Origin of the sequence: Bosea sp. (in: a-proteobacteria) (genome assembly GCA_023910605.1) — a bacterium.
Classification (GTDB): domain Bacteria; phylum Pseudomonadota; class Alphaproteobacteria; order Rhizobiales; family Beijerinckiaceae; genus Allobosea.
Map to the genome: position 1 here is coordinate 3,034,807 of JAAVVV010000001.1, position 25,702 is coordinate 3,060,508.

At 66.5% G+C, this 25,702-nt stretch carries 22 protein-coding genes; 15 read left to right on the top strand and 7 right to left on the bottom strand.

All coding sequences use genetic code 11. The annotated features are described in order from the left end of the window. The first annotated feature begins 4 nt into the window (after positions 1-4). From HEQ16_14665 to HEQ16_14685, 5 genes are read left to right on the top strand one after another with little or no spacing between them, the layout of a single operon-like run. Positions 5-1,279 (top strand): MFS transporter, encoded by a 1,275-nt coding sequence (locus tag HEQ16_14665; GenBank protein MCO4055260.1) that lies wholly within the window; start codon positions 5-7, stop codon positions 1,277-1,279. Positions 1,280-1,288: 9 nt separating this feature from the next. After that, positions 1,289-2,428, top strand: a complete 1,140-nt coding sequence (locus HEQ16_14670; GenBank protein ID MCO4055261.1) for an MlaE family lipid ABC transporter permease subunit — start codon at positions 1,289-1,291, stop codon at positions 2,426-2,428. Positions 2,429-2,430: 2 nt separating this feature from the next. Next, positions 2,431-3,246 (top strand): ATP-binding cassette domain-containing protein, encoded by an 816-nt coding sequence (locus HEQ16_14675; GenBank protein MCO4055262.1) that lies wholly within the window; start codon positions 2,431-2,433, stop codon positions 3,244-3,246. A 10-nt stretch (positions 3,247-3,256) separates the two neighbouring features. Continuing rightward, positions 3,257-4,402, top strand: coding sequence for an MCE family protein (locus HEQ16_14680; protein MCO4055263.1), 1,146 nt, complete (start codon positions 3,257-3,259; stop codon positions 4,400-4,402). Positions 4,403-4,404: 2 nt separating this feature from the next. Continuing rightward, the gene (locus tag HEQ16_14685) at positions 4,405-5,007 is read left to right on the top strand and encodes an ABC transporter (protein ID MCO4055264.1); all 603 of its coding nucleotides are present in this window, start codon (positions 4,405-4,407) and stop codon (positions 5,005-5,007) included. Between the two features lie 150 nt (positions 5,008-5,157). Here HEQ16_14685 and HEQ16_14690 read toward each other — a convergent pair whose 3' ends face one another. Continuing rightward, a complete protein-coding gene (locus HEQ16_14690; GenBank protein MCO4055265.1) occupies positions 5,158-10,941 on the bottom strand; it encodes a hypothetical protein in 5,784 nt (1,927 codons plus the stop codon). Between HEQ16_14690 and HEQ16_14695 the strand changes: the two genes are divergently transcribed. The 5 genes from HEQ16_14695 to HEQ16_14715 all read left to right on the top strand — a co-directional run bounded on the left by HEQ16_14695 (position 10,927) and on the right by HEQ16_14715 (position 14,006). Beyond that, positions 10,927-11,124 (top strand): hypothetical protein, encoded by a 198-nt coding sequence (locus HEQ16_14695; GenBank protein MCO4055266.1) that lies wholly within the window; start codon positions 10,927-10,929, stop codon positions 11,122-11,124. The genes HEQ16_14690 and HEQ16_14695 overlap by 15 nt on opposite strands. A 270-nt stretch (positions 11,125-11,394) precedes the next feature. Beyond that, entirely contained in the window at positions 11,395-11,760 is a 366-nt protein-coding gene (locus tag HEQ16_14700; GenBank protein ID MCO4055267.1) for an Hpt domain-containing protein, read from the top strand. A gap of 160 nt (positions 11,761-11,920) precedes the next feature. After that, the gene (locus HEQ16_14705) at positions 11,921-12,241 is read left to right on the top strand and encodes a 2Fe-2S iron-sulfur cluster binding domain-containing protein (protein ID MCO4055268.1); all 321 of its coding nucleotides are present in this window, start codon (positions 11,921-11,923) and stop codon (positions 12,239-12,241) included. Between the two features lie 264 nt (positions 12,242-12,505). Beyond that, positions 12,506-12,985, top strand: a complete 480-nt coding sequence (locus tag HEQ16_14710; GenBank protein MCO4055269.1) for a cytochrome c — start codon at positions 12,506-12,508, stop codon at positions 12,983-12,985. 85 nt (positions 12,986-13,070) lie between these two features. After that, entirely contained in the window at positions 13,071-14,006 is a 936-nt protein-coding gene (locus HEQ16_14715; GenBank protein MCO4055270.1) for a c-type cytochrome, read from the top strand. A gap of 18 nt (positions 14,007-14,024) precedes the next feature. Here HEQ16_14715 and HEQ16_14720 read toward each other — a convergent pair whose 3' ends face one another. Both HEQ16_14720 and HEQ16_14725 read right to left on the bottom strand, forming a co-directional pair. Beyond that, positions 14,025-16,325 (bottom strand): xanthine dehydrogenase family protein molybdopterin-binding subunit, encoded by a 2,301-nt coding sequence (locus HEQ16_14720; GenBank protein ID MCO4055271.1) that lies wholly within the window; start codon positions 16,323-16,325, stop codon positions 14,025-14,027. Positions 16,326-16,434: 109 nt separating this feature from the next. Next, the gene (locus HEQ16_14725; GenBank protein ID MCO4055272.1) at positions 16,435-16,749 is read right to left on the bottom strand and encodes a sulfurtransferase; all 315 of its coding nucleotides are present in this window, start codon (positions 16,747-16,749) and stop codon (positions 16,435-16,437) included. A gap of 191 nt (positions 16,750-16,940) precedes the next feature. On the opposite strand from HEQ16_14725, the gene HEQ16_14730 reads away from it, so the two are divergent. Then, entirely contained in the window at positions 16,941-17,960 is a 1,020-nt protein-coding gene (locus HEQ16_14730) for a hypothetical protein (protein ID MCO4055273.1), read from the top strand. A 3-nt stretch (positions 17,961-17,963) separates the two neighbouring features. Here the strand turns inward: HEQ16_14730 and lysM are convergent, their stop codons facing one another. Beyond that, positions 17,964-18,407: a peptidoglycan-binding protein LysM gene (lysM, locus tag HEQ16_14735; GenBank protein MCO4055274.1), complete on the bottom strand. Its 444-nt coding sequence runs from the start codon at positions 18,405-18,407 to the stop codon at positions 17,964-17,966. Positions 18,408-18,937: 530 nt separating this feature from the next. On the opposite strand from lysM, the gene HEQ16_14740 reads away from it, so the two are divergent. Beyond that, positions 18,938-19,369 carry a heme-binding protein gene (locus HEQ16_14740; protein MCO4055275.1) on the top strand — a complete coding sequence of 144 codons (432 nt, stop codon included), beginning with the start codon at positions 18,938-18,940 and terminating at the stop codon, positions 19,367-19,369. 285 nt (positions 19,370-19,654) lie between these two features. Here HEQ16_14740 and HEQ16_14745 read toward each other — a convergent pair whose 3' ends face one another. Both HEQ16_14745 and HEQ16_14750 read right to left on the bottom strand, forming a co-directional pair. Further along, positions 19,655-20,884 (bottom strand): cysteine desulfurase, encoded by a 1,230-nt coding sequence (locus HEQ16_14745; GenBank protein MCO4055276.1) that lies wholly within the window; start codon positions 20,882-20,884, stop codon positions 19,655-19,657. Continuing rightward, entirely contained in the window at positions 20,767-21,306 is a 540-nt protein-coding gene (locus HEQ16_14750; GenBank protein ID MCO4055277.1) for an AbrB/MazE/SpoVT family DNA-binding domain-containing protein, read from the bottom strand. Before HEQ16_14750 ends, HEQ16_14745 begins: the two co-directional genes overlap by 118 nt. A gap of 79 nt (positions 21,307-21,385) precedes the next feature. On the opposite strand from HEQ16_14750, the gene uraH reads away from it, so the two are divergent. The 3 genes from uraH (at position 21,386) to HEQ16_14765 (ending at position 24,034) form a co-directional block, all read left to right on the top strand. After that, positions 21,386-21,739, top strand: coding sequence for a hydroxyisourate hydrolase (gene uraH, locus HEQ16_14755; protein ID MCO4055278.1), 354 nt, complete (start codon positions 21,386-21,388; stop codon positions 21,737-21,739). A gap of 5 nt (positions 21,740-21,744) precedes the next feature. Next, entirely contained in the window at positions 21,745-23,178 is a 1,434-nt protein-coding gene (puuE, locus tag HEQ16_14760; protein ID MCO4055279.1) for an allantoinase PuuE, read from the top strand. Between the two features lie 193 nt (positions 23,179-23,371). Then, positions 23,372-24,034 (top strand): L,D-transpeptidase, encoded by a 663-nt coding sequence (locus tag HEQ16_14765; GenBank protein MCO4055280.1) that lies wholly within the window; start codon positions 23,372-23,374, stop codon positions 24,032-24,034. A gap of 16 nt (positions 24,035-24,050) precedes the next feature. On the opposite strand, the gene HEQ16_14770 is transcribed toward HEQ16_14765, so the two are convergent. Next, a complete protein-coding gene (locus tag HEQ16_14770; protein MCO4055281.1) occupies positions 24,051-25,439 on the bottom strand; it encodes an 8-oxoguanine deaminase in 1,389 nt (462 codons plus the stop codon). Positions 25,440-25,702 lie beyond the last annotated feature (263 nt).

Here is a 25,702-nt window from a genome sequence, read left to right on the forward strand (position 1 = left end):
CTCCATGACCATCGAGCCAGCCTCCCCCGCGGCCGCGGACCCGGCCCTTGTCCGCTGGAGCAGGCGGGTCGATGTGCGCCTTGGCGCGCTCCAGGCATCGAGCTTCGCCGGCATCGGCATCTACATGCCGTTCATGCCGCCCTGGCTGGCCGCGCAGGGTCTCAGCGACCGGCAGATCGGCGTCACGCTTGCGCTCGGCATGATCATCCGCATGCTGGCGTCCCAGCCGGTGACGGCGATGGGAGACGGCCGGTGGGGCGCCGCGCGCATCCTGATGATGCTTCAGGGCCTGAGCGCCGCCTGTTATCTGCTCCTGGCGTGGCTGCCCTCACCGGGTGCGATCATGGCCGCGATGGCGGTCATCGCCCTTCTGGCGGCAGGAATCGTGCCTCTGGGCGATCATCTCACCACGGCGCAGGTGCGGCTGCGTCCCGCCCTCGATTTCGCGCGCATCCGCCTCTGGGGCTCCCTGGCCTTCCTTGTCGTCAGCATCCTGTCGGGGCTGCTCATCTCCCGCCTTGGCATCGCCATCGTGCCCTTCGCGCTGTGCCTGTGCGCGCTTGTGGCCGTGGCGGCCGCCCGTTTCGCGCCCGAGCACCGCGCCCCGGCCGCAGCCGCAGAAAGGACGGGCGCGGCCGATCCGAACGCGGACACCAAGGCGAGGCTTCTATGGCTCGCCATCATCGGCTCGGCGCTCGTCAACGCCAGCCACGCCACGCTCTATGGCTTTGGTACGCTGCACTGGCGCTCCATCGGCCTCGACGAAGCCACGATCGGGGTGCTCTGGGCCCTGGCCGTCGTCGCCGAGATCGCGATGTTCTGGTGGTTCGGCCGACGCGCCTGGTCGAGCTGGTCGGCTGCGGTGCTTTACCTCGCACTGGCCGGCCTCGCCGCCATCATCCGCTTCGCGGCCATGCCGTTCGCCACCTCGCTGCCGCTCATCGTGGGGTTGCAACTTCTCCATGCGCTGAGCTTCGGCGCGCAGCTCATGGGCATCATGGCGATCGTGGCGCGGTTGGCGCCGGAGGGCCGCCGCGCGCTGATGCAGGGCCGGCTCAGCGCCGCAAATGCCTGCCTGATGGGCGCTGCCACGCTCGTCTCGGGCTTCGCCTATGAGCGGTTCGGAGCGCAGGCCTTCCTCGGCATGATCCCGATGGCGCTGGCAGGCCTCGTGCTACTGCTCATCACGTATCGGTTGGCGCGGCCTCTCGCCCTCGACAGTCTCTCCCCGCACGCGCTACCTGTGGGCATGGCGTCGCCTTCCGACGGCACGCCGTGAGCCGAGCACATGTCACAGACACTGGTTTCTCCAGGTTACCGGATCGCCCGCAGCGACGATCGGGCCACCGTCGCGCTGAGCGGCGAGTGGACCCTCGATCATGGGCGGCGCCTCGAGGCTCTGCTGGATGAGCTCCCTGCCGAACTGGGCGAGGTCCGCCGCGCCGAACTCGATGTAGGCGATGTCGGCCGCCTCGATACGCTCGGGGCCCGTGTCATCGACCAGATCGCCCACAGGATCGGCAGTGATGGCGTTCGCGTGCAGCTTGCGCGCGCGCGGCCAGCCCATGCCACGCTGATCGAGGCTGTGCGGACGCGCAGCGAGACGGTGATCCCGCCGCAGACATCCCGCATCGTGGAGATGCTGGCGGATATCGGCCGGGCCGTGGTCGGGGCCGGCTCGGATCTGGCCCGCGGCATCAGCTTCATCGGCGAGGTGGTCGTCGCCATCGGCCGGGTGATGCTCCGGCCATCGACCTTCCGCTGGGCTTCTTTGGTCAACCAGCTGGAGCAGATCGCCTTTCGCGGCGCGCCCATCATCATCCTCATCACCTTCCTCGTCGGCTGCATCGTGGCCCAGCAAGGCATCTTCCAGCTCCGGCGCTTCGGCGCGACGGCCTTCGTGGTGGACCTCGTCGGCATCATCACGCTGCGCGAATTGGCGCTTCTGCTCTGCGCCATCATGATCGCAGGCCGCTCGGGCTCGGCCTTCACTGCCGAGATCGGCTCGATGAAGATGCGCGAGGAAATCGACGCGTTGCGCGTGATGGGCCTCAACCCCGTGGACGTGCTGGTGGTGCCGCGCATCCTTGCGCTCATCATCGCGATGCCGATCCTCACCTTTCTCGCCTCCATGGCAGGCCTGTTCGGCGCGGGGCTGACGGCCTGGTTCTATGGCGGCATCGCACCCGACACCTTCCTCGCGCGCCTGCAAAGCGTCATCACCACGAAGCACTTCTCCGTGGGGCTGATCAAGGCGCCCTTCATGGCGGTGGTGATCGGCGCCATCGCCTGCATCGAGGGCCTCAACGTCAAGGGCTCGGCCGAATCGCTCGGCAAGCAGGTCACCGCCTCGGTGGTGAAGGCCATCTTCATGGTGATCGTGGTGGACGGCCTCTTTGCCATGTTCTTCGCCGCGATCCGGTACTGACCATGCCCCGGACTGACGCCCAGGCCCTGGACCATGACGAGCCGCCCGCTCCGGGACCAGGTGAAGCGGTCATCCGCGTGCGCGATCTTGTCGTGGGCTTCGGCGAGAAGGTGATTCTCGATGGCCTGTCGCTTGATGTCATGAAGGGCGAGATTCTCGGCTTCGTCGGAGGCTCGGGCACCGGCAAGTCGGTGCTGACGCGCACCATCCTCGGTCTTGTCGAGAAGCGGGCAGGTTCGATCGAGGTCTTCGGCCAGGATCTCGATACGATCCCGGAAGCCGATCACCGGCTGCTGGAGAAGCGCTGGGGCGTGATGTTCCAGCACGGCGCCCTGTTCTCGTCGCTCACCGTGCTGCAGAACATCCAGGTCCCGATGCGTGAATATCTCGACCTCTCCCCCGCGATGATGGACGATCTGGCCTCGCTCAAGATCCAGATGGTGGGGCTGCGGCCCGATGCTGCTGACAAGCACCCCTCCGAATTGTCCGGCGGAATGATCAAGCGAGCCGCGCTCGCCCGCGCCCTCGCCCTCGATCCGGAGATCGTCTTCCTGGACGAACCCACCTCCGGGCTCGACCCAATCGGCGCGGCGGAGTTCGACGAGCTGATAAGGACCCTTCAGCAGACTTTGGGGTTGACGGTGTTCATGGTAACCCACGACCTCGACAGTCTGGCCTCGGCTTGCGACCGGATCGCGGCGCTGGCGGACCGGAGGGTGGTTGCGGTGGGCACGCTCTCGGAGCTGGTGGCCTCGCCCCACCCATGGGTGAAATCATATTTCCGCGGCGAGCGTGCGCTCGCCCGGCTGAAAGGTTGATGTTTCCGACATGGAGACCCGGGCCAACTATGCCTTGGTGGGGCTGTTCACGCTCGCTGTGCTGGCGGCAGCTTTCGGCTTCGTCTCCTGGTATTCCGGCCTTGGCGGCGGCGCGGACCGCCGGCAGATCCGAATCGTGTTCTCAGGCTCGGTCACAGGCCTGACATCCGGTTCCAGTGTGCTTTTCAATGGCTTGCGCGTGGGTGAGGTGAAGGACATCCAGTTTTTCCCCGATGATCCGCGCTCCATCTTCGCGGTGATCGAAATCGCGGGGACGACCCCTGTGCGAGAGGACACGCGCGCGCGAATCGAGGCGCAGGGGCTGGCGGGCGTCGTTGCCGTGCAGCTTCTCGGCGGCAATCCCGCAGCTGCGCCCCTGGTCGCCAAGGCAGGCCAGCCTCTGCCCACCATCATCGCAGAACGCTCCGAGGTGCAGGATCTGCTTGAGACTGTGCGTAACGTCGCGACCCGGACCAACGACCTGTTCGAGCGGCTGGGGCGCCTCGTCGACGACAATGATGATTCGATCGGGCGCACCATGCGCAACATCGAGCGCTTCTCCACAGCGCTTGGCGACAATGCCGACGGCATCAACAAGATGCTGGCCAGCGTGGCGGTGGCGGCGGAGCGAATCGGGCCACTGGCCAACCAGCTCGAGGAATTCAGCCGCACCATCATGGCGGTTGCGCAGCAGATCGATGTCGCCAAGATCAACCGCACGCTCGACAATGTCGACACCTTCACCAGCGCGCTGGCCGGCGGTTCCGGCGATGTGACGAAGACCCTGCAGTCCGTCGCCGCAATCACCGAGAAGCTCAACCGCGCCGCCGATCAGGTCGACGGCCTGCTCAAGAGCGCGCAGGCATTCCTCGGCTCGGCAGCAGGCGACGAAGGCCAGGGCGCGCTGGCTGACATCGGCGCCGCGGCGCGCTCGGTGCGCACGCTGGCCGACAACCTCGACAAGCGCACCGCCGAGATATCATCGGGGATCAGCCGCTTCACCGGGCCCGGCCTGCGCGACATCGAGGCTCTGGCCACCGATGGGCGGCGCACGCTGAACGATCTCAACCGCACCCTGAGGAGCCTCGAGCGCAATCCGCAGCAGCTCATCTTCGGTGGCCGTCCCGCCATCCAGGATTACAACGGACGACGCTGATCATGCCCCGCGCCACGGCCTGCCGCCAGCTTCGCGGCGTCACCCTTGCCCCGGCCCTGCTGGCGTTAGCAGGCCTGGTGGGCGCTTGCGGCCAGCCCCAGCGCACCACCTTCGACCTCACCGCCCCCGGCGATGTCGGGGCCCGCGGCGCGCGGGGCGGCGCGCAGCTCGTGGTCAACGAGCCCACCGCCCTGCAGGCGCTCGATTCCGACCGGATCATGGTCCGCGACGGCGCCGTCATCTCCTATCTGCCGGATGGGCAATGGGCCGACCGGCTGCCGAAGCTGTTTCAGGTCCGCCTGATCCAGACCTTCGAGAACGCATCCCGCCTCGGTCGCGTCGGCCGTCCAGGCGACAGGGTCGTGGCGGATCTGGGCCTCAACGCCGATCTGCGCACCTTTGCCGTGGAGACAGCCACGTCCGAGGCCGTAGTGGAGGTGACGGTCCGCATCGTCAGCGACCGCTCGGGCCGCGTGGCGGCAGCGCGCGGCTTCAGCGCCCGCATGCCGGTCTCGGCCATCAGCGGACCGGCAGCCGCGCAAGGCCTTGATCAGGCCATGGGCGTGGTCCTGCGCGACATCGTGCGCTGGGCGAACGCGCGCTAGAGCGCGGCCGCCCCCCCACCACCTGGCCTGCCTCAAGCCGCCGGGCCTGCAGTCCCACGGCACGGGGCGCCCCCCCTTCCTTCCAGCATCCCCCGACAGCAGAAAGCCGCCCTCAGGCGGCTCTCGCATCTCGCGCGATGATGCGATTGCCTATTCGAAGCGGCCGCTCGCATGGGCCAGCATGGTGTAGACCTTGCCGGTTTCGGAGGTGAGATAGCTGTTGGCCGTGGCCTGGTCGCGGCCACTCTGGCTGGCGTCGTCAAGCAGCCGCTCGAACTCATCGATATAGCGGTCGACCGTCTCCTTGAATTCGCCATCATGCCGATAGCGGCGGCGGATCTCGTCAAAAGTCTGCTGGCCCTGCAAGGTGTAGAGGCGCCGCGTGAACACGCCGCGCTCGCCGCGCTTGTAGCGATCCCACAGCTCGACTGCGGCGTCATGATCGATCATGCGGGCGATGTCGACGGAGAGCGAATCCAGCTTCTCCAGCGCCGGGACGGCCGGCTTGTGTGCGGGCCGTTCATCGCGGCTGGCACGCGTCAGCAGGTCCGAGAGCCACCCGCCCCTTGGCGCCGGCGCAGCCTCGGCTGGAAGCCCCATCAAATCAGCGCGCGGCACCGCGGCGATGCGCACCGGAGCACGGACAGGCAACTCGCGGGCAGGCTCTCGGGCGATCTCGCGCGGCTGTTCGATGCGAGGCTGCTCGACGCGCGGCTCGACCCGGGCCTCGATCCTCGGTTCAACCCGGGCCTCGATCCTCGGCTCGACGCGCGGCATCTCCGGCTCAGGCGCGCGCGCCACGGCGCGGGCACGGGCCGGCTCTGGCTCGGCTACGTCGAGGTTTCGTCCCGAGCGCGTCACGATGTCGGACAACTCGTTCAGCGCCTTGATCTGGTCGGCCACGACCCGCCGCATGGCGGCGGTGGTTTCCTGCGTCTCCCGCGGCATGTCCAGCACGCCGCGGCGCAGTTCGGCGCGTGTGGCCTCCAGTTCGCGCTGGATTTCGGCGTTCATGGCGCGCAGTTCGACGGCTGTCTGCTGGAACTGCTCGGTTGCCCGCGTCAGTCCCCCGCCCAGATCGCCCGCCACGCTTTCATAGGCGGCCCGGAGCGCAGCGGCCGTGCGCTCGCGTTCCTTGCCAGTGTTGGTGCGCACCGTCTCGAAATGCTCCGTGATGGCGTGGGTGGTCGCTTGCGCGCTCTCGGCCAGCACGCCGCCGATCTGGCGGGCGCGCTGTTCGGCGGCCTTCAGCGAATCCTCGACCAGCGCGGTGAAGGAGCTGGTGATCGATTCCACATCCTCAGTGCGGGTCGAGATCGCCTCGAGCAGTTCCTCGAGACTCTGCTTGCGGTCGTACAGGGCCACGCCGACCCGCGCCTCGATGCTCTCAAGCTGCTCCGTAGCTTCGACGAGCGCATTGATATTGGCGCGGGTGCTGTCCGCGAGCGAACGCCCCTGCTCGCCAAGACGCCCGACAAGGGTCGAGGCTTCCTGGATGGCGCCGGTCGAAACGCCCTTGAGGGCATCCACCTGGGCCGAGACCTGCATGCTGGCGCGTGATGTCTCGTCAGAGACGGCCGTTAGAATGGCCTCGAGTTCGCGCACGCGCTCGCCCAGGCTCATCTCCACGCCCGTGAGGTTGTTGTTGGCCGAGGCTACGATCTGCTGAATCAGGCGGTTGGCGTCGCCCAGCCGCTCCAGGGTCCCGCCAAGATCGCTGCGGATGCGCTCGTTGGTGCTGACAAGCGTCGCCACCGACTGGCTGGTGCCATTTTCGAGCGTCTGGCGAAGATGGTCCTGGGACTCGGTGAGCGCCGCAGCCAGTTCGCCGGCCCTCTGCGCCAGGGTCTGGTCGAGCTGGGTACGGCTCCTGTCCAGAACCGCATTCATCTCGCTGGTGCGCTGGTCGAGCGATTCGTGCAGCTGATCCTGGGACTGGGTGAACGCCGCGGCCAGTTCCCCGGCGCGCTGCGCCAGGGTCTGGTCGAGCTGGGTGCGGCTCCTGTCCAGAACCGCATTCATCTCGCTGGTGCGCTGGTCGAGCGATTCGTGCAGCTGATCCTGGGACTGGGTGAACGCCGCGGCCAGTTCTCCGGCCCGCTGCGCCAGGGTCTGGTCAAGCTGGGTGCGGCGCGTATTCAGAACCGCATTCATCTCGCTGGTGCGCTGGTCGAGCGAATCGCGCAGCCGCTCCTGCGAGAGGGCCAGCAGACCGGACATCTCCTCGGTCTTGCGGCCGAGTTCCAGCGCCAGGGAGTCGCTGGACGCCTGCAGCGCGTCGGTGACTTCGGCGCCGCGCGCGCGCAGCCCGTCAAGGATCGTCGCGCCACGGCTTTCGAGGGTCGAGACGACCGTCTGGCCGATGCTGGCGACATCCTCGGCGATGGCCTCGCCGCGAAGGCCGATGGCCATAACGACGCCGCCGCCTTTCTCGTCGAAGAGTTGGCGCAATTCCTCGGCGCGCGCGCCAAGCGTCGCCGAAATGGCGGCGGACTTGGACTGGAGCGTCTCCGCGATGAGGCGGCTGCGCTCGTCAAGCATGCCCGACACGTTGTCGAGCCGATCAACGACGCGCTCCTCGAAGCGGGCAATGCGCAGGTCCAGCGTTTCCGCGATCTCGAGCGTGCGTCCACCGAGCGTCGCGTTGATCTCTTCGGCCTTGCTCGACAGCGTGCGGGCGAGCGCGTCGCTCTTGGATGTCACCACCGCACCGATCTCGTCGGCCTTGGCTGCGAGAGCCTGCGTGACCTCGCGGCCGCCCTCGGCCAGCACGCGGGCGATCTCCACCGTGCGCTCAACAAGGGCTTCGTTCAGGACCTCGGCGCGAGTGCCCAGATTGGTGTCGATCCGCGCGATGAGCCCATCGAGCGAGCTGGCGATCTCCATGCTCTTTGTGCCCGAACGGTCCTCGAACGCCTTGATCTGCGTCTCCATCACGGCCGCTGCCTCGTTGGTCCGCATCAAGAGGGTCATCGCCGCGCTGTCCGTGCGCTGCGTGAGCCGTTCGATGAGCTGGTCACCCTCGCGGGTCATCAGCATCTCGATCTGCATGAGGCGCTGGCCCATCTCGTCGGCGAAGCGAACCGAGTCTGTCGACAGCTTCTGTGCGAGCTGGCCGCCCTGGTTGATGATCACATCCTCCAGCGTCTCCAGGCGTCCGCCTATCAGGCTTTCAATCTCGCGGCCCCGCGCCTCGACGGTCTGCAGGATCGAGGCGCCGTTTGCCGCCAGCGCTTCGTTGACGCGCACTCCCTGGCTGGCGAGCGCCAGGACAATGTCCTTGCCGGTGCCTGCGAGCAGGTTGCGCGAGGCTTCGCTCTCTGCGGCGAGTCGCATCTGCATCTCGGTCGTGGTCGAAGAGAACAGGCGCTGCGCTTCTGCGGTCTGCATCGCAAGCGTGTCGCGCAGGGCCTCGGTCCGGCTGGCCAGCCCGTCATGGAGCGTGGCCGACCCGGCGGTGAGCGCCTGGTCGATTCGCGCACGCTCGGTCTGGAGCGCGCTGACGATGTCCTCGCCCGCCCCGCTGAGCAGCCGGTGCGATTGCTCGGTTTCGGTCACGATGCGGCGTTGGAGGTCGTCGGCTGCCCTGCCGAACATCATCTGGGCCTCGACCGTGCGGTTCGCCAGCGCGTCGCCCAGCACCTCGGTGCGTACCGCGAGGTCGTCGGCCGCCCTGCCGAACATCATCTGGGCCTCGGCCGTGCGGCTCGCCAGCGCGTCGCCCAGCACCTCGGTGCGCGCCTCAAGTTCGTCGGCCGCCTTGCCGAACATCATCTGGGCCTCGGCCGTGCGGCTCGCCAGCGCGTCGCCCAGCACCTCGGTGCGCGCCTCAAGTTCGTCGGCCGCCTTGCCGAACAGCATCTGGGCCTCGGCCGTGCGGCTCACCAGCGCGTCGCCCAGCACCTCGGTGCGCATCGCGAGTTCGTCGGCCGCCTTGCCGAACAGCATCTGGGCCTCGGCCGTGCGGCTCGCCAGCGCGTCGCCCAGCGCCTCGGTGCGTGCCGCAAGTTCGTCGGCCGCCTTGCCGAACAGCATCTGGGCCTCGGCCGTGCGGCTCGCCAGCGCGTCGCCCAGCACGTCGGTGCGCGCCTCAAGTTCGTCGGCCGCCTTGCCGAACAGCATCTGGGCCTCGGCCGTGCGGCTCGCCAGCGCGTTGCCCAGCGACTCGGTGCGCGCCGCGAGTTCGTCGGCGAGCGTGCGGCCGTTGACCGTGATCGTCTCATGGATACGCGACCCGACATCCCCGATCTGACGATTAAGCTCGCTGCCACGCTCGCTGATGAGCGCTGCAAGCTGCTGGCCGCTGTCGTTGAACCGCGAGACGACCTCGTCTGCGCGGCTGGCAATGTCGCCGGACAGGCGATTCCCCGTGGTCGCCAGCGCCTCGTTGACCTCCGCCGCCCGCATGGCGATGGCCTCGGCCACGCTGCGGCCTGTCTCGGAGATCGAGCGCGTGACCTCACGCGCGCCGCCGGTGAGCCCTTCGGTGACCAACGAGCCGGTGCGCTCCAGCGAACCGGTGATTTCCTGCGACTTGGCGTCCAGCCGCATCGTCACATCCTGCGTGGTGTGCTCGAGGCGCGCGGCCACCTCACGAGAACGTGCGTCCAGCGCGCTGGCGACTTCGAAGCTGGTGCTCTCGAGACTCTGCGCGATCGCCGCCGAGCGTTCGCCAAGCGTGTTGGCGATGGCGCTGCCGGCCTGCTCAAGCCGCTGCGCGATCTCGGTGGAACGATCCGTCAGTGTTTCGGCCATCGCGCCAGTGACGAATTCAAGGCGCTGCGCGATCTGCGCGGAGCGCTCGTCAAGCGTGGAGGTCATGTCACCGCTGACCTGTTCCAGACGCTGCGCGATTTCGGCCGAACGCTCCTCAAGCGTGGAGGCCATGTCCCCGCTGACCTGTTCCAGGCGCTGCGCGATTTCGGCCGAACGCTCCTCAAGCGTGGACGAAACCGTTTCGCTGGCGCGCGCGAGCCGGTTGGACACCTCACCCGACGTCACTTGCAGACGCTCGACCAGATCGGTGCCGCGCATGGCGATGTCGTCGACCATGCGGTCACCGACGCGCGACAGCGCGTCGGTGATGTCGTCGCCCTTCGCCCCCAACGCCGAAGTCACGCGGTCGCCCGCTGTGTTGACCGCTTCCGCGATGACACGGCTAGCGCTCTCGAGGTCACGCGACAGGTTCTGGTGGGCGCCGCTGATCGAATGCTTCACGCGCTCGGAATTGGAAGCGATCGCTTCGCGCTGGGTGACGAGTTCGTCGACCAAGGCGCGAAGCCGCACCTCATTGTCGGAATAGGCGCGTTCGAGCGAGGAAATCTCCGAACGGACGATGGTTTCAAGCTCGCCGGCGCGAGCCACGGCGCGCTCGATGCCATCGCCCACGGCCGCGACCTCACGCCGGATCGCCTGCGAGAGCGAAACGACCGAATCCGTCGCCACCGTCTCCGGCTGCGACATGCGTAATGCCACACTGGTCATGGCGCGCGCGGCAAGCCGCATTTCGCCCACACGGACATAGATGGCCGCAAGCCCGAACATGAGCAAGATGGGCAGGAGCAACACCCCGACCAGCAGGGCCCACTGCCCCGGATTGAAGCTGGCGACGGCCCTCACCGCCTCATCAAGTCCGTCATGCTGCGCATGGAGCATGAAGCCGATGCCGACAGCCCACAGGGCGGAGCTCAGGATCGCCACGACAAAGGGACGGCGTGAAGGCTTTGCCGAGAAAGCCTGCACGAGATCGTTCATGCTGTGGCCGTCGTCATTGGCGACGCGGCTGGAATCAGGGGCGACCACCGATGGCGGCACAATGGTTTGCTGCGATGGCGGCGGCAGGGGCGGCAACGACTGCGCATCGGGCAGCGGCTGCACACTCGACGCGGCCTTGGGCTCCAGCGGACCCAGATTCGTGTCATGGACCGACGGCATCCGCAGATCATCCGCCCGGTCAAAGGTCGAGCCAAATTTGCGAACGTCCTGCTGATCCTGTCCGGCGGCGGCATCAGTGCGGTGCTGGTTCGAAGCAGAACCGCCAGGCTGACCCAGCTTCAGTGCTTCCTTGATCGCATTGAGCGCCATATCTGTCGGATCATTTTCTTTTCTGATCTTTGACATGAGAGCCGCCTTTTCACGCCACGCCACAGGGAGCGGGCGCTTCAAGCCCACACGTTTACCACTTCGAAAGGTAAATGACCGGAACTCATATTGAAACTGCCAACCGCCGTCTATCCACCAATCTTTACAAAACGTCGTTAACGGCTTGGTCAGGATGTCGGGCGATGCTGGTCCAGCTGTTCGTGAGACCAAGGTCAGCACGGGGCTGACGGCCATCGCGGCCGGCATGGCGACTGCCCATCCCCGCATCACGAAGGAACCAGCGCCATGAGCCGCACGAATCCAGGTCCGATCGATCTCGTCCACCTGGCGCGGCAGAGCGGCGGAGATTCGACGCTTGAACATGAGCTGCTGGCGCTTTTCGCCGATCAGTGCATCCGGCATCTCGCCACCATCCGGTCCGCGCAGTCCCGCTCCGGCATGGAGGCGGCGCACACGCTGAAGGGTGCCGCCCGCGCCATCGGCGCCTGGGGCGTGGCCGACGCGGCCGAGAAGGTTGAGCATGCGCTCTCGAGCGCCGGCGCGGCCCAAATGGCCGCCCCCAACCCTGCGCCTCTGGCCGGACTTGACGAACTCAGCCGCGCCACCGACGCCGCGCGTGCGGCCATTGCGCTCATGGCGCGCGCGGCCTGAGGCGCCCTCGCCAAAATTTCACGCGGCTTATGAGTTGCGACGCCTTCACAAGGCTGAGCTTGCGCCTTAACTGACGGGATCGACGGGCGCGCGCAGCCTATGCGGCGCCCTTTTTTCACGCCGCCGCCGCAAGGACCGGCGGCCGTTTACGGGTTTGGCCATGGCAAAGATCACCTTCATCGATTCCACAGGGGCTTCGCGCTCGGTCGAGGCGGAGGCCGGCTGCACCGTGATGGAAGCGGCGATCAAGAACGCGATCCCGGGCATCGAGGCCGAGTGCGGCGGCGCCTGCGCCTGCGCGACTTGCCACGTCTATGTCGCCGAGGACTGGGCGCAAGCTACGGGCAAGGCCGAGCCCATGGAAGAGGACATGCTCGACTTCGCCTTCGACGTGCGCCCCACCTCGCGCCTGTCCTGCCAGATCAAGGTGAAGGAGGCGCTGGACGGGCTGGTGGTCCACACCCCGGCCAGGCAGGGCTGACAGGATCCGGTTTGCGGTCGCTGCGCACGCGCCAGCCAAAGGAGCTTCCGGCATTATTGCAGAGGCTTTCTGGCGGAACTGCAAGATCAAATTAAAGTGTAACGAGCTGAAGCAGCGCGGGAGTTTACATGCTTGCGCTGTGTAGTACCGTCTCGCATGACGGCTCACGGCATGCAGTGTCAGTTCGTCAGTTCACGCACCAGAGAGCGCCTTCGGGTAGAGCTCGCCGCATAACACCTTTCGACAATCCGGAGTCCTCCGAAAATGCTGCGTTTCGTCGCACTGTCAGCCGCGGTCATCCTCATGGCGACCACGGCGCAAGCCCAGAATGCTGACGCCATCAAGCAGCGGCGCGAGGCCATGCGCGCCATCGCCCAGGCTGGCGGAGACCCCTTCAAGATGACCCGCGGCGAGCTTCCCTTCGCCCTTGCCCCGGTCCAGGCGGTTCTGAAGTCGATCCAGGACAACGCGCCCAGGTTCAGGGCTGCGTTTCCGGACAACTCGAAGACCGGCTCCACCGATGCGACCGAGAAAGTCTGGACTTCCCGCGCGGAATTCGACGCGATCATCGACAAGTGGGTGGCGGACGCCAAGGCCGCTTCGGTCTCCATCACCGACGAAGCCTCGTTCAAGGTCGAGTATGCGAAGCTCGCCGCCACCTGCGGCAGCTGCCATGGGAACCGGGGCGGCTATGCACCTGGCCTGAGCGACTCTTTCCGCCGGATGCAGACCCCGCTCCAGTGAAGTCCGGCCCGCGAGGGCTGCGCTCTTCGCTCAGTCGGCTTCGCGGCTGCCTGAACTGGAGTGAAACCGCGTCCGGGAGCCTGTGATGCCAAGACTGCTCAAACTTGTGGCTGCAGGCATCGGCGCAGCATTGGCCACAGGCGGCGGCATGTTGCTCTATCTTGCTATGCCGGCTGTCATCCCGGCCTCTGCGATGAGCGCCCGCCAGGCAGATCTGACCAATGGAAGGACCATCTTCCATGTCGGCGGGTGCGCATCATGCCACGCCACTGGCGACAAGAGAGATCCGTTCAGCCTTGGCGGCGGGCACGCGCTCAAGACTTCATTTGGCACTTTCATAGCACCAAACATCTCTTCTCACCCCACGGCCGGCATCGGCAGCTGGAGCGAGGCGGAATTTGCGACTGCGATGATCAAGGGTGTCGGCAAGAGGGGAGAACATCTTTACCCCGCCTTCCCCTATACATCCTACCAGAGGCTGAAGCTTGAGGATGTTCAGGACCTGTTCGCCTTCATGAAGACGCTTCCGGCCGTTGACAAGCCGAATGCTCCCCATGATCTGGCTTTCCCGTTCAATATACGCCTCACGCTTGGCATGTGGAAGCTTCTCTTCCTCGACGGCAAAGCTTTCGAGCCCAGAACGTCTCTCAGCCCGGCAATGAACCGCGGCGCCTATCTTGTGGAAGGCGCCGGCCACTGCGCCGAGTGCCATTCACGCCGCAATGCGCTGGGTGCGATCACGGCCGGGGGCCGCATGGCGGGAGGCCCCAATGCCGAGGGCAAGGGCTTCGTGCCGAACATCTCGCAACATGCCGCCGATGGTCTGGCCGACTGGAGCGTAACGGATTTCGAGATGCTGCTGCTCAATGGCGGCACGCCTGCCGGCGCATTCGTCGCCGACGAGATGGCCGACGTCGTGAAGAACACGGCACAACTCAGCCCTGAGGATCGACGCGCCATGGCCGAGTACCTCAAGAGCCTGCCCCCGCGTGCTGGCCGCCGACAAATCGCAGCGCGCTGAAGCGCTGCGGCGCTTCCGTCAGGCTCCGCTGCGGATCAGCTTCATCAGCTTGGCAGGCGTCGCGGGCATGTCAATGCAGGTGGATTTGCCCGCCCGCTTGAGTGCATCCACCACGGCGTTCATCACTGCGGGGCAAGCGCCGATCGCGCCGGCCTCCCCTGCGCCCTTGACGCCGAGCGCGTTGGTGACGCAGCGAACGTTCCGTGTTTCAAAATGGAAGCTCGGTGAGTCCGCCGCGCGCGGCATGGCGTAGTCCATGTAGGTGGCCGTCAGCATCTGCCCGCTGGAGTCGAATTTGACCTCCTCCATCAGCGCTTGCCCGATGCCCTGGACCGCGCCGCCATGAACCTGACCAGCCAGCATGTGCGGATTGAGCGTGTCGCCGAAATCGTCCACCACCACGTAGTTGACGATGCGGGTCGCGCCCGTGTCTCCATCGATCTCGATTTCGGCGATATGCGTGCCGTTCGGGTAGGTCGCTTCGGGCGGCTTCCACGTGTCCTTTACGGTGAGCAGGTCAGGCGTGGCGCCCGGCAGCTGCGCGATCTCGGCGAAGCTCATCGCCTTGTCCGTGCCGGCGATGCGCACGGCCCCGGCGCCGATCTCGAGGTCGGCCACGGCCGTCTCGAGCTTGTCGGCAGCCAGCCGCTTCAGGTTCTCGGCCATTGTGCGCGAGGCATGGGCCAGAGCCGAGCCGCCGACCGGGATTGAACGCGAGCCGCCCGTGCCCGAGCCATGCTCGATCTGGTCGGTATCGCCCTGAAGGACGCGGATCCTGTCGAGCGGCAGGTCGAGTTCCTGCGAAACCAGCTGCGCGTAGGCCGTCTCATGGCCCTGCCCGTTGGACTGGGAACCGATCTTCACGGTCGCCGAGCCGTCCGCCTCGATCGTCACCCAGGCGCTTTCCGGCCCGCCGCCGCCGCAGGCCTCGATGTAGCTCGCCATGCCGATGCCGCGCAGCTTGGCCGCACGCGCCGCCTGACGCGCCCGGGCCGGGAAGCCGGCCCAATCGGCGCGTTCCATGGCCAGGCGCATGTGCCCGTCGAACTCGCCTGAGTCATAGATGGGGCCGGTCTGCGTCCTGTAGGGCATCTGACGCGGCTTCACGAAATTCTGCCTGCGCACCGCCTCGGGCTTGCGCCCTGTCTGAAAGGCGACCTCGTCGACAAGCCGCTCGATGAGATAGGCAGCCTCCGGCCGCCCCGCGCCGCGATAGGCGTCAACCGGCGTGGTGTGGGTGAGCACGCCCCTGAATTCGACATGCACCGCCGGGATGTCATAGCAGCCCGAGGTCATGGTCGTGCCGACCCACGGAATGAAGGGTCCATATTGCGAGAGCGTCGCGCCCATGTCGGCGTCAAGCTGCACCTTCAGCCCGATGAACCTGCCCTTCTCGTCGAGCGCCATCGTCGCGGTGGCGAGGTTCGCCCGACCATGCGCGTCGGCGAGGAAATGCTCGGTCCGCTCGGCCACCCACTTCACGGGGCGCTTCAGCATCTCCGCCGCGACGAGCACAAGCGGATATTCGCTGTAGAGGAAGATCTTGGTGCCGAAGCCCCCTCCCACATCGGGCGTCACCACCCGCAGCCGGGCTGGTTCGATATGGAGAACGTTGTCGCAAAGCAGATCGCGCACGCCATGGCTGCCCTGACTGCCAAGGGTCAGCGTGTAGCGCCTGGTCTTGGTGTCGTATTCGCCAAGCGCCGCGCGCGTCTCCATGTAGCTGGAGACGAGGCGGTTGTTCACGATCGTCAGCGAGACGGTGCGTGCCGCGCGGGCGAAGGCGGCATCCGCCCTGTCCTTGTCGCCCTGTTGCGCCACGAAGGCGATGTTGCCTGCCCGGTCGGGCCAAACCTGCGGCGCGCCCGGCGCGACGGCCTCGCGCAGACCGGTGACGGCCGGCAGCGGGCTGTAGTCGATTCCGATCGCCTCGGCGGCGTCGCGCGCCCGGTCAATCGTCTCCGCCACGATGAAGGCCACGGGCTCGCCGACATGGCGCACCGTGCCATTGGCCAGCACCGGGTGGGGCGTGGGCTTAACCGGCGTGTCGTCGATGGTCTGGATCAGGCCCTTGCAGGGGAGATCGCCCAGATGCCCGATCTCGGCATGGGTCAGCACCAGCTTCACGCCCTTCATCGCCCGCGCCGTCTCAAGATCGGTGAAGCGGAACGTGGCATGGGCGTGCGGGCTGCGCAGAACGAGCGCATGCAGGCACTTCTCAGGCAGGAGATCGGCTGTATAGCGCCCCGCTCCGGTTATGAAACGCTTGTCCTCAAGACGATGCACGGGTTGGCCCATGCCGAACTTCATTGGTCGCATATCGCTCGCATCCTGAATCTCAGTCCGAAGATAGGTATTGGGCAGCAATCAGGCCGGTTAGGCAAGGGCGCAGTGCGCAGTGCGGCCATGTGTCCCCGCCAAGGCAGCATCAGCCCTGCTCGACCGGCCCGCCCGACATCAGCCAATCCTTGAAGCCGCCCCCATAGTGGCTGTCCGCCGCAAGCCCGGCCGCTTGCGCCAGATCGAGCGCGCGCAGGGACCGGATGCCGGCAGCACAGGAGAAAACGATCGTCCGGCCTTCGGTCTGGGCCAGCGCCTCGGGCGTGAACTGCGAGAGCGGCATCGAGGTCGATCCTGGAATGTGCGCCATCGCGAACTCGTGCGGCTCGCGCACGTCGACGAGCAGGATCGTGCCTCCGGCAAGCCCCTTGCTGACCTCGTCCCGTGTCCAGTCGCGCACCATGGCTGCCTCGCTCCTGTTTGGCCGTCGCACCACAGAGCTATCGGAAGCCGCACGAACTGCCAAGAAGTCGAAGGCCGAAGCGCCCGAATTAAAGTGCCGGACCAGCCACCGGATTGAATATCAATTATTATGTATTTGTAAATTGTTCTCCTTTTTGATGAGCGCCACGTTTTGCCTCGAACCGGTTTCGCATGTCCAGCATCGAAGATCCGCGCCTCATCGCCGCTCCCGCCATCGCAGGCGAAGCGACAGCCTTGGCGGACCCGGCCCTGGCGCACGTCATCGCCGGCTCGGCCGAGAAGCTGATGAAGCTCACCAGAGACCCGCGCCGCGCGCGGCGCCTGGAGCGGCTGCTGATAGCGGCGCGGACACTGGGCGCGGATCGCCGGATCGGAGCCCGCCTGCCCTACCGCGCCAAGGTCTGCGTGGAGACCCAAGGCGTCGTCATCGAATCGCGCAGTTTCGACATCGGCAATGAGGGCATCATGATCGAGCGCGCCGCGGGCTGGCCGCCGGTCGATGGCGACTGCGGTGCGGTCAAGCTGTCCGTTCACGGAATTGGCGACTTCTCTGCGCGAGTCGCTGCGCTGGACCTCGACAGCGTTTCCCTGGCGCTGCAAGCCCCCTTGACGCCCTCGTCGGGGGAGAGGCTGATTCAGCTGCTCGGTTTGCTGGAGTCCGACAACGCCGCCGCGATCACGACGGCGCGGCATTTCGCGCATGACATTGCCAGCGCCCTTCTGGCCTGCGTGGAGCGTCGGCAGGCCACGATCGCGGATCTCTGCTCGGGCGAACTCGATCGGCTTGCCGGCAGCGACCCGGCCCAGTTCAGCCATCCGGCCGGCCCGGTCTTCGCCGAGATCCTGCCGCCGGTGCTGAACCGCTTCTGCAAGCCAGAGGCCGGCATCGTCTACGCGGTCGCGACGGACCGTTCCTGCTATGTGCCGGTGCATAACAGCCGGTTTTCGCAGGCGCAGCGATCCGGGGATCTGGCTTTCAACCACGGCTTCGCACGCGATCGCCGCATCTATGACGACCGATGGACCCTGCGCGCTGCCATCTTCGCGCAAGGTCCGGTTGTGCAGGCCTATCCGCGCGACGTGCCCAAAGGCTTGGGCGAGGTCGTGCGCGAGGTCTCTGCGCCGATCATCGTGTCGGGACGCCGCTGGGGCGCCGCTCAGATCGGCTACCTCATGGACGAGGCCGGTTGAGCCTCAGTTCATCGGGGGAATCCGCAGCACCCAGCCCGGCATGATGAGGTCCGGGTTCTTGACCGGCGGCGAGTTCGCCTTGACGATCTCCGTGTAATTGGCACCCTTGCCCTTGCCGTAGTGCTGTTCGGCGATCTTCCAGAGCGTGTCGCCCTTCTGGACGGTGTACATGGCCGAGGCGGCCACCTCGTTGTTGACTATCAGATTGCTCTCGACCTCGCCAACCCCCACAGTATTGCCAAGAGCAAGGATGATCTTTTCAGCTTCTTCAGTTGTCATTGCGGGGCCGGATACGGAAACCTTATCACCATTCACCACAATATTGACATTGGAGGGAAGTCCGTGATTGGCCAGTTCCTTCTGCAGCGTGTCAGCAGAGGCCGCCTGAGCCGGGCTGGAACCGAAGATCTTGGCGCCGGCATTCTTGATGAACTTGAACAGCCCCATTTCCAATCTCCATGGTCCTTGTCGGGCGGCAATCAAGCACAGGCGCGCGCCGCGGATCAAGCGTTTAACGATCCTTGCAGGATTGCCTCAGGAAACGCCCATGCGGGCGTTTCCCTGCACGCTCGGCCACTGACGGATCTGTGAAGCCGTCGAGACGGACAGGCGCTGGTCCGGCCATTACAGCGCCTTGTTTTGCACTGCAATATGATGGCGTCTGGCGTCAGCGCCGGCCAGATCGATGCGAGGGAGGCCGAGTGATGGTAAGCATGCTTGAAGGTGTTCGCGAAAGCTTCACGCTCTATCTCGGCGCGGGATTGATGCTCTCCATCGCAAGCCTATGGGCGGCCGTCATGGCGATGAAGGCCCAGGACCGGCACGCGACAGGCCGCAAGCGCGACTGAGGCCGGGCACGGCGTCTGCCCGCCTTCGTGCTCTGCGAGAAACCGCGTTTTTGCAGGCCCCGGGCTTGCCCTTCGCGCTGGATCGGGTCTATCCGCAGATCAGGTTTCAGTTCGACCCAAGGATCCGCCATGCCCCTGACACTATCCGACGCGCAGACCATCCTCGCCGCAGCGCTTGCCGAAGGGCGCGCCAAATCGATGAATGCGCTCGCGATCTGCATCCTGGATGACCGCGGCGCGGTCAAGCTGGCGGCTTGCGAGGATGGCACCAGCCTCAAGCGCGCCGACATAGCGCGCGGCAAGGCCATGGGGGCGATCAGCCTCGGCGTCGGCTCGCGCGCCATCGCGCGCATGGCTGGCGAGCGGCCCCATTTCATCTCCGCAGCGACCCAAGCCTTTGGCGGAGCGCTGATTCCCGTCGCCGGCGGCGTCCTGGTTCGCGATGCGGCCGGCACCCTGCTGGGCGCGATCGGCGTGTCGGGCGACACGTCCGACAATGACGAGATCGCCGCCATGGCCGGCATCGCGGCAGCGGGACTCAAGGGCGACCCCGGCGCCTGATCGCCTCTGTTGCGGTCAAGCAGCCTGAGCGTCTTGCGCCGGCGTCCCGGCCGTTGATGGTCGCGCTCCGCCACGGGCGCCAGACATCGTTCAGGACAAGGATGCCAGCCCGCGCCGTCTCGACGATGAAGCCGCGCGCGGGGACGCAAGCCAGATGACTGGTGGTTCACGCAGGCCAATCCCCCAGCGTGGGGCAGGCCATGCCCCGCCTGCCCCACGCTGGTAACGCTTGCGTGATGGATGCCTTCTGATCCGATCGGGCTCTGCCCGGCGGCTGGCCGTTCCTCAGCGCGCCATGGCCCAGGCAGCCACGGCCTTGCGCTCCTCGGGCGTCATCTCGGTCAGGTTGTTGGGCGGCATGGCGTGGGTGAGCACGGACTGCATCCGGATGGCTTCACGCTGGAGCGCGATGCGCTCGGGCGTGTGCAGGAGCACGCCCTTGGGCGCGATCTGGATGCCGGCCCAGCCCGGCGTCGGCGAATGGCACATCGAGCAGCGCCCGGTGATGATGTCGGAAACGGGCCCGGGCGGCAAAGACAGCCCGGCCAGCTGCACGCGCCGCTCGTCGAGCTGCGCCAGTCCCAGCCGTTCGCGCCCGCCTGGCGAGGAGGCCATCGCCACCCAGAAGGCGAGCCAGATCGCCAGAGCGGCCACGGCCCATGCCCACCAGGGCGACCGGGCGTGGTCGGAATGGCGCACATTGTAGAAGTGCCGGATCACCGCCCCGGCCACGATCACCAGCGCTGTGATGAGCGGAATGACGGCATTGCTGCTGTAGGTCACCGGATAGTGGTTCGCCAGCATCATGAACACCACGGGCAGCGTGATGTAGTTGTTGTGGGTCGAGCGCTGCTTGCCGATCTTGCCGTACCTTGCATCAGGCGTGCGGCCTGCGATCAGGTCGGCCACCACCTTTCGCTGGTTGGGGATGATGACCATCAGCACATTCCCGGCCATCATCGTGGCCATCAGCGCGCCGATGTGGATCATTGCGCCCCGGCCAGAGAAGACTTGCGCATAGGCGAAGCTCATCGCCACCACGAAGCCGAAGCCGAACACCGCAAGCCAGAGGTCGTTCTTCGCCAGCGGCGAGCGGCACAGTGCGTCATAGACAGCCCAGCCCAGCACGAGCGAGCCCATGCCGATCAGCGCCGCCTGCCACTTCGGCAGGACCATCACCGCCGGGTCGATGAGGTAGAGCTCGGCCTGCGCGTAGTAAATCCAGACCAGAAGGAAGAAGCCGGAGAACCATGTCCAGTAGGCCTGCCATTTGTGCCATGTCAGTTCGGCGGGCATGGCCGCAGGAGCAACGAGATGCTTCTTCATCTCGTAAAAGCCCCCGCCATGGACCTGCCAGGCGTGCCCCCCCTTGCCGGCGGGGATATCCGGCGCGGTCTTCAGCGAGGCATCAAGGTGCATGAAGAAGAAGGACGAGCCGATCCACGCGACGCCAGCAATGACATGCAGCCAGCGCAGCAGCAGCGATCCCCATTCGAGAAGGTAGGCGTCAAGCATCGACCGGGCTCACAAAACGAGTCATCTGGCAGGTTGAAGGGATCTCTGATTTGCACACCTGCGATCACAGCGCCATCTGGGCGACCCTCGTTGTGGAGAATGGAGCAGCCTGCAAGGGAGGCGCTGGCGATGATCATGCTGTCATCGATCTGGAAGCCATGGTTCCGGGCAATGTCGTCGCCGGGGCGATGGGTCTCGATGGCGGGCGGCGCGGCTGGCCCCACTGCAACCCCGATAAAGATCCGGTTCAAAGCCTTCAGGCCCTCCACAGCCATGGCCCGCCTTTCCTCCTTGCCGAGCGAGATCGTGCGGCAAGGCTGCGCGACCATGGTCGATTCGTCGCCCTCCCTGATCCCGAGCGCGTCTGCCAGCGCCTTCGGCAGCCGCAGGGCGAGGCTGTTTCCCCATTTCGAAACCTGCATGATGTCCTTCTTGAGGATATACATGCGTGATGTATGTCATTGCAGCATCCAAGTTCACAGACAGCCGGAGACCGACGCCATGGGCCGCCTCTCAACCCACGTCCTGGACACCGTCAAGGGCGGTCCTGCGCGCGGCGTCAGGATCACGCTCCACCGTCTCGAAGGCCCCGCCCGCGCACCGATGAAAGACGTCCTCACCAATGCGGACGGCCGCACCGACGAGCCGCTGATGCTGGGCGAGAGCTATCGACCCGGCAGCTACGAGCTGGAGTTCCATATCGGCGCCTATTTCGCGGCCACCGGAGCGGCTCAGGCCAATCCGCCCTTCCTTGACGTCGTGCCGGTTCGCTTCAGCATCGCCGAAACCGATGGCCATTATCACGTGCCGCTTCTCTGCTCGCCATGGGCTTATTCCACATACCGGGGAAGCTGATCGCCATGTCTCTCTTCAACCCGGCCACCGCCCCCTACCCGCGCGACCTGACCGGCTATGGCAGGAACCCGCCTCATCCCCGGTGGCCGAACGGCGCGCGCATCGCGGTGCAGTTCGTCATCAACTACGAGGAAGGCGGCGAGAACTGCATCCTGCATGGCGATGCCGCCTCGGAGGCCTTCCTGTCGGAAATCGTGGGGGCCGCGCCATGGCCGGGCCAGCGCCACATGAACATGGAGTCGATCTACGAATATGGCTCACGCGCCGGCTATTGGCGGCTCTGGCGCCAGTTCATGGCGCGGAACATGCCCGTCACGGTCTATGGCGTCGCCGCCGCCATGGCCAAGGCGCCGGATGTGGTCGCCTCCATGAACGAGGCCGGATGGGAGATCGCCACCCATGGCCTCAAATGGATCGACTACCGCGACCATGCGCCCGAGGATGAGCGCGCGCACATCCTCGAGGCCATCCGCATTCACCGCGAGGTGGCAGGCAGCCGGCCGCTCGGCTTTTATCAGGGCCGCTGCTCGGCCAACACCTTGCGCCTTGCCATGGAGGAAGGCGGCTTTCTCTACACGGCGGACAGCTATTCCGACGAGTTGCCTTACTGGATCGAAGGCCCGCGTGGCCCGCAGCTCATCACGCCCTACACGCTCGATGCCAACGACATGCGCTTCGCCACGCCGCAGGGCTTCAACAGCGGCGACCAGTTCTTCTCATATCTGAAAGACAGCTTCGACCTGCTCCATGCCGAAGGCGAGACTGCGCCGAAGATGATGTCCATCGGGCTGCACTGCCGCCTTGTCGGCCGGCCGGGCCGCGCCGCTGCCCTCGCCCGTTTCCTCGATTACGTTCAGGCACATGACAAGGCCTGGGTCGCTACACGGCTCGACATCGCGCGGCACTGGGTGCGCCATCATCCGCCAGCCGGGGGATATCGCCCGTCCGCCGTGCCGCCGGCCCTGTTCATCGAGCGCTTCGGCGCGGTCTGGGAACATTCGCCCTGGGTCGCAGAGGCCACGCTTTCCGCAGGTCTAACCAGCGGTCAGGACAGCGCGGCGGGCCTGCATGCCGCCATGTGCAAGGCGATGCGCGCCGGCACGCCCGAGCAGCAGCGCAGCCTCATCCTCGCCCACCCCGACCTGGCCGGAAAACTCGCTGCGGCGCGCATGCTGACGCCCGAATCCGCCGCCGAGCAGGCCTCCGCCGGGCTCGACCAGCTCTCCCCAGACGAGAAGGCGCGGTTCACTGCCCTCAATGACGCTTACAAGGCGCGCTTCGGCTTCCCCTTCATCATTGCCGTGAAGGGCCGCAGCAAGGCCGATGTCATCGCCTCCTTCGAGGCGCGCCTCGCCCATGATGCGGACACCGAATTCGCCACGGCGCTCGACCAGATCGAGCGGATCGCGCGGCTCAGGCTCGAAGCGCTGCTGGGTTGAGCCGCGCTGCCACGGAGCCTGGCTGAAACAAACGTCCTGGTGGCGGGTTGATGGCAGGAATGCCTCGTCTTTCGAGGCGCCTGCGGCTGTCGTGGCTGCAGCCAGCTTCAGCGAGAGAACCTCCACCGCAATGCCATCAGACTTGGTTTCGCCTGATCCCCTTCGCGCGCCCGCGCGCTCCGACCGCCGCCGCATGCTGATACTCGGGCTGGCCTTGGCCGCGCCGGCCCTGCTGGGAGCCTGTCAGTCCTCCCGCGCCGAGATGGAACGCGAGCGTCTGCTTGTGCGGCGGCGCCGGGACGACAACCCGTTCTGGCCAGAAGAGATCTATGCGGCCGTCCCGGACGAGCCCTTCGAGGTGCCCGCAGTGGATGTCAGCGGGATCCACCCGCGCTATCTGCGCCGCCTTGTGGATTACGACGGCCCCGAGCAACCTGGCGCCATTCTGGTGGATAGCGCGCGCCGCCACCTGTTCCTCGTCGAACCGGGCGGCAAGGCCATCCGCTACGGCGTGGGCGTCGGCCGTGACGACGCGACATGGCGCGGCCGCGCCACCATCCAGCGCAAGGGCGAATGGCCGGGATGGACGCCGACCCCCCAGATGATCCGCCGCGATCCCGAGCGCAACGGGCCATGGGCCGGCGGCATGCCGGGCGGCCCGGCGAACCCGCTCGGCGCGCGTGCGCTGTATCTCTATGCCAATGGCCACGACACGCTTTACCGCATCCACGGCACGAACGAGCCCTGGAGCATCGGGCAGAGTGTCTCCAGCGGCTGCATCCGCCTGATCAATCAGGACATCATCGACCTGCATGCCCGCGTTCCTGTCGGCGCCACGGTCAACGTTCTGCGCTGAAGTCTGGCTTTGCGTCTCAGGCGAGGCCGGCGCTGGTCAGCAGCCGTCGTGACGCAGCGTTGTGAATCTGCGCATGGCGCGCCACGTCGAGCGTGACGAGCTGGCCATCGCGCACCACGATGCGTCCGTTGATGACGCTGCAGCTCGCCTTGGCCGGGGTGCAGAACACCAGCGCCGCGAGCGGGTCCGCCTGCGCGCCGGCGAAGTCCAGCCCGCGCACGTCGAAGGCCACCATGTCGGCGGCATGGCCCGGCGTGATCTGCCCGATATCGTCGCGGTTGAGCACCTTCGCCCCGCCGCGCGTCGCCAGCTCCAGCGCCTGCCGCGCCGTCATCGCCTGAGGACCGAAGCCCACGCGCGCCAGCAGCATCGCCTGCCTCGCCTCACCGAGCAGATGGCCGGAATCCGCCGAGGCGGAACCGTCGACGCCGAGCCCCACCGGCACGCAGGCCGCCCGCATCCGACCGATCGGCGCGATGCCGGATGCGAGCCGCATGTTGGAGCATGGGCAATGCGCCACGCCGGTTCCGGTCCGGCCAAACAGGTCGATCGCGTGGTCATCGAGCCTCACGCAGTGCGCATGCCAGACATCTGGCCCGATCCAACCCAGATCCTCGACATAACGCCCCGGCGTTTTGCCATAGACCTCCAGTGAATAGGCCACGTCATTGTCGTTCTCCGCCAGATGCGTGTGCAGCGAGACGCCATGGGCGCGCGCCAGCTTCGCCGATTCGCGCATCAGGTCGTCGCTGACCGTGAAGGGCGAGCACGGCGCCAGCACGATCCTGAGCATCGCGAAGCGCTCCGGATCATGCCAGGCCTCGATCAGCCGCTGCATCTCGGCAAGGACGGCGCCCTCCTCCTCCACGATGGCGTCCGGCGGCAGCCCGCCCTTGCTGACGCCGACCGTCATCGCGCCCCGCGCGGCATGGAAGCGGATGCCGACGGATTGCGCCGCCTCGATCGCGTCGTCGAGGCGCGAGCCGTTCACATAAAGATAAAGATGGTCGCTCGAAGTGGTGCATCCTGACAGCGCGAGTTCGGCCATCGCCGTCATCGCCGATATGCGGATCATCTCGGGCGTGATGTGCGACCAGATGGGATAATGCGCCGTCAGCCAGCCGAACAGCTCGGCGTCCTGCCCCCCCGGCGTGGCGCGCGTCAGCGACTGGAACATATGGTGATGCGTGTTCACCAGACCGGGCAGCAGCACATGGCCGCTGAGGTCGATGGTCTCGTCGGCGGTCCTTTCCAGTCCGGCCATGACCTCGGCCGTCGTGCCCACCGCCATGATCTGCCGGCCCTTGACCAGAACGGCGCCGTCGGCGATCTCACGCCGCGCATCATCCATCGTTGCGAGCACGAGCGCGTTCTTCAGCAGCAAGGACTTTTCGGTCATTGACATCCTCGGCCCGGAATGGCGTCAACGGCTCCGGACCATAAGGCTTCACGCCGAAAAGAAAACGCCGGGCGAGGCGTTAGGCGTCATCGCGATCAGGCCGCCATGCTCCGGCCGCCGTCCGCGCAACGCCAGCAAGCCAGCACGCAGGCTTCCATCGCGCCGACCGCCCCGAAGGAGCGGGCGCGCTCAACGCCGCAGTGAAACCACGCAACGCCAACGCTTTCCCCGAACAAGGAAACGGATGCAAGGCCGCCCGAAACAGGCCG